Source organism: Quisquiliibacterium sp., from assembly GCF_982640115.1.
Genome location: NZ_CEXFHW010000251.1, coordinates 1 through 4347 on the forward strand (window position 1 = coordinate 1; position 4347 = coordinate 4347).

The 4347-nt window shown below is 72.7% G+C and carries 5 protein-coding genes; 3 read left to right on the forward strand and 2 right to left on the reverse strand.

Annotated features, from left to right (window positions below; translation table 11 throughout):
• Positions 1-624: pyrimidine 5'-nucleotidase (locus AC2H6A_RS18235; RefSeq protein WP_484275141.1), on the reverse strand; the 624-nt coding region annotated here is incomplete at its 3' end.
• A 13-nt stretch (positions 625-637) separates the two neighbouring features.
• Positions 638-1543 carry an acetylglutamate kinase gene (argB, locus tag AC2H6A_RS18240; protein WP_484275142.1) on the reverse strand — a complete coding sequence of 302 codons (906 nt, stop codon included), beginning with the start codon at positions 1541-1543 and terminating at the stop codon, positions 638-640.
• Between the two features lie 126 nt (positions 1544-1669).
• Here argB and cobT point away from each other — a divergent pair, with 126 nt between their 5' ends.
• The 3 genes from cobT to AC2H6A_RS18255 are packed head-to-tail and all read left to right on the forward strand — an operon-like array spanning position 1670 to position 4156.
• Positions 1670-2668, forward strand: coding sequence for a nicotinate-nucleotide--dimethylbenzimidazole phosphoribosyltransferase (cobT, locus tag AC2H6A_RS18245; protein WP_484275143.1), 999 nt, complete (start codon positions 1670-1672; stop codon positions 2666-2668).
• A gap of 46 nt (positions 2669-2714) precedes the next feature.
• Complete coding sequence (cobS, locus tag AC2H6A_RS18250; protein ID WP_484275144.1) at positions 2715-3551, forward strand: adenosylcobinamide-GDP ribazoletransferase; 837 nt, start codon at positions 2715-2717, stop codon at positions 3549-3551.
• A gap of 2 nt (positions 3552-3553) precedes the next feature.
• A complete protein-coding gene (locus AC2H6A_RS18255; protein WP_484275145.1) occupies positions 3554-4156 on the forward strand; it encodes a histidine phosphatase family protein in 603 nt (200 codons plus the stop codon).
• The last annotated feature ends 191 nt before the right edge of the window (positions 4157-4347 follow it).

The following is a 4347-nucleotide window of genomic DNA, read 5'->3' on the forward strand; positions in this document are numbered from 1 at the left end:
GCCGGCACGCGGCCGGCGCGACGGATGCGTGCCGAGATGACCGTGCCCGGCCACCAGCACGGTGCGCAGCCCCAGGGCGCGGGCGCTGGCGATGTTCTCGGGCGAGTCTTCGACCAGCACGCAGCGGGCTGGCGACACCCGCAGGCGCGCGATGATCAGCCGCAGCATGCGGCGCGAGGGCTTGGGCCGCCATCGGCCGGCAAAGCGCATGTCCTCGACGCTGACCAGGCCGTCGAGCACCGGGGTGAGGCCGAGCCGGCGCAGCACCGCCGCGGCGTAGTCACGCGGGCCGTTGGTGACCACCAGCTTGCGCCCGGGCAGCCGGCGCAGCGCGTCGCGCAGCCCATGGTCACGGCCGACCAGCCGGTGAAGATCGCCGAAGGGGTGGGTCTCGCGCAGGAACTCGTGCGGATCGATCTGGTGATGGCGGATCAGGCCGAGCAGCGTGGCGCCATAGCGGCGCCAGTAGTGCACCCGCAGGGCGCTGGCCTCATCGGTCGGTAGCGCGAGCCGGCGCGACACATACTCGGTCATCGCGATGTTGATCCACGGAAAGATCTCGCGGCCGGCGTCGTGCAGGGTGTTGTCGAGGTCGAGGAGCCAGACCGGCGGACCGGCGCGCACGCGGGGGGCGCGCTCAGTGCGAGCGGATCATCGTGCCCACCCCGAGATCGGTGAGGATCTCGAGCAGCACGCAGTGGTCGACCCGGCCGTCGACGATGTGCACCGAGTGCACCCCGCCCTTGGCGGCGTCGAGCGCCGAGGAGATCTTGGGCAGCATGCCGCCCGAGATGGTGCCGTCGGCAAAGAGCTCGTCGATCTGGCGGGCGGTGAGACCGGTGATCAGGTTGCCCTTCTGGTCGAGCACGCCGGGGGTGTTGGTGAGCAGCACCAGCTTCTCGGCCTTGAGCACTTCGGCGATCTTGCCGGCGACCACATCGGCATTGATGTTGTAGGTCTCGCCATCGCGGCCCGAGCCGATCGGGGCGATCACCGGAATGAACCCGCTCGCGCCGAGGGTGCGGATGACATCGGGGTCGATGGACTCGATCTCGCCAACCTGGCCGATGTCGATGCGCGCCTCGGGCTGCTCGCGCGAGCTCAGGGTCATGCGCCGCGCGCGGATCAGGCCGCCGTCCTGGCCGGTGAGGCCCACCGCCTTGCCGCCGGCGTGGTTGATGAGCTCGACGATCTCCTTGTTGACCTGGCCGGCAAGCACCATCTCGACGATGTCCATGGTCTCGGCATCGGTCACGCGCATGCCCTGCACGAACTCGCCCTTCTTGCCGACCTTGGCGAGCAGCTGCTCGATCTGCGGGCCGCCGCCGTGCACCACCACCGGGTTCATGCCGACCAGACGAAGCATGACCACATCCTGCGCGAAGCTGCGCTTGAGCTGCTCGTCGGTCATGGCGTTGCCCCCGTACTTCACGACGATGGTCTTGCCGTGGAAGCGACGGATGTAGGGCATGGCCTCGGCGAGGATCGCCACCTTCTGGTGACCGGCGAGGGCGAGCGCGGCGGAATCGGAGGGGGTGCTCATGGGCGATGGCGGCCGGGGCCGTGCGGTCGGATAAGATGCGCCGGATTCTACGACAGCCCCGGGCCGCCACCGACGCGCCGCGGCGCGCCCGAGAGACCGAGTCTGCCCGCCCCGCCGCGCGCCCCGATGCCCAGCCTGCCCGCTCCCGACGACCCCGCTCTGGCCGACGCGATCGACGCCGCCCTCGCGGCCAAGACCATGCCGGCTGGCGCGCTCGCTGGCCTGGCCGATCTGGCGCGTGCGATCGCGATGTGCCAGGGCAGTCCGCGGCCGCAGGTGGAGCGCAGCGCGCTGCTGGTGTTCGCCGGCGACCATGGCATCGTCGCCGAGGGCGTGTCGGCCTACCCGGCCGAGGTCACCGGTCAGATGCTCGCCAACTTTGCCGCGGGCGGCGCGGCAGTGAATGTCTTTTGCCGCGCCAACCAGATCGCGCTCGAGGTGATCGACGCCGGCGTGGGCCGACCCACCGGCAACTTTGCCCGTGAGCCCGCCATGACCGAGGCGCAGGCGCTGGCACACATCGAGGCGGGCGCGGCGGCAGCGCGCGCGGCAATCGCCCGTCATGGCGCGCAAGCCCTCGGCCTGGGCGAGATGGGCATCGGCAACACTTCCTGCGCGGCCGCGCTCACCGCGCACCTGCTCGGTCTGGACGCCGACCAGTGCGTGGGGCCGGGCACCGGCCTGGATGCGACGAGGCTGGCCCACAAGCGGGCGGTGATCGCGGGGGCGCTCGCGCGCCATGCCCACGCGCGAACGCCGGAAGCCGCGCTGGCCGCGCTCGGCGGCCACGAGATCGCCATGCTGGTCGGTGCGATCGAGGAGGCCGCGCGCCAGCGCTGCGTGGCGGTGATCGACGGTTATGGGGTCACCGCGGCGCTGCTGGTCGCCTGGCGGCGCGATCCGCGGGTGCTGCGCGCCTGCGTATTCGCGCACCGCTCGGCCGAACCCGGCCACACCCACGCCCTGGCCGCGCTCGGGGCAAGGCCGCTGCTCGACCTGGGCATGCGTCTGGGCGAGGGCTCGGGCGCGGCGCTGGCCATGCCGCTGCTGCGCGCGGCAGCACGCATGCTGGTGGAGATGGCGAGCTTCGAGCAGGCCGGTGTCAGCCGGGAGCACCAGTCGTGAGCCGGCCATCGCCCGCCGGCCATGCGGTCCACGCCAGGGACCGCTCATGAACCTGGCCCGCGAGCTGCGGCTCTTCCTGGTCGCGATGCAGTTCTACTCGCGGCTGCCGGTGCCGCGCAGCCTGCTCGGCTGGATGGGCTGGGACCCGGGCTGGCTGGCCCCGGCCACGCGCTACTTCCCGCTGGTGGGCGTGCTGGTGGCCAGCCTCACCGCGGTGCTCTACGCCGCCTGCGGCCTGGTGCTCCCGCACGGCGTGGCGCTGGCCGTGGCGATGGCCGCCGGCCTGATGCTCACCGGCGCCTTCCACGAGGACGGCCTGGCCGATTACTGCGATGCGATGGGCGGCCACCACGACCGCGAGCGCCTGCTGGAGATCATGAAGGACTCGCGCATCGGCACCTACGGCGCCGCGGCGCTGGTGCTGATGCTGCTTGGCCGATTCGAGACCCTGGCCGCGCTCGACCCGAGCTGGGTGGGCGCGTCGCTGGTGTGCGCGGCGGCGGCCTCGCGCGGCTGCTCGGTGGCGGTGATGGCCACCCTGCCCTACCTGCGCGACCAGGGTCAGGCAATCGCCAAGCCGATCGCCCAGGGGCTGAAGCCCGCCGATGGCGCGGTGGCCTTCGCGATCGCGCTCGCGCCCTGCGTGCTGGCCGCGCTCTGGACCGGCGAACGGGCGGTTTTCCTGTCAGGGCTGGGCTGCGCTGCGCTGGCCACAGCCTGGCTGCGCCGGCGCATCCGCATCCGGCTGGGCGGGTACACCGGCGACTGCCTGGGCGCGGTGCAGCAGATCAGCGAGCTCGCCTTCCTGCTCGGCGCGCTGGCGATGATGACCGCCGGCGACACGACCCCGATCGAGGTGCCGCCCCTGGAACCGATGGAGTGACCATGAGAGTCTGGCTGATCCGCCACCCCAAGCCGGCCGTGCCCGAGGGCACCTGCTACGGACGCACCGATGTCGGCACCGACGACGCGCACTTCGCGCAGGTGGTGGCGCGGCTGCGCGACCTGCACGACACCGAGCACGGGCCCACGCCGCTGCGGGTGCTGAGCAGCCCGCTGTCGCGCTGCGCGCGGGTGGCGCAGGCCCTGGCCGGCTCACCCTGGCCGCAGCCCGAGATCGAGCCGCTGCTGGCCGAGATGCACTTCGGCCACTGGGAGGGCCGCCCCTGGAGCGAGCTGCCACGCGAGGAGATCGATGCCTGGCGCGATGACATCGCCGGCTGGCGGCCGCCAGGTGGCGAGACCGTCACCGAGCTGGCAGACCGTGGCTGGCGGGCCCTGCAGTCGCTGGCGCCCGGCGGCGAGCGAGCCGACCCGCAGCGCCCGGCGGTGGCGCTGGTGACCCATGCCGGGGTGATCCTCACCCTGCTCAAGCGGGTGCGCGACGAGCCGCTGAAGAGCTTCGGCGGCATCCGCATCGACTTCGGCTCGGTGCACGGCCTGGAGCACCGCGACGGCCGCTGGCAGGTGATCAGCGAGAACGTCTGAGGACGGGGGCATCACCCCGCGGCGTCAGCGCGCCCGGGTACGCCGGCGGCAGCGGGCCCGCTGCCGCGGCGTGACGCTCAGCCCTTGTCGTCGCCGCGCTCGCGGTAGTCGCGGAAGGCGGCGTCGCGCTCGCTGAGCAGGCTGCTCACGCTGGCGCCATCGCGGCGGAAACGGGTCATGTAGGCCTTGCG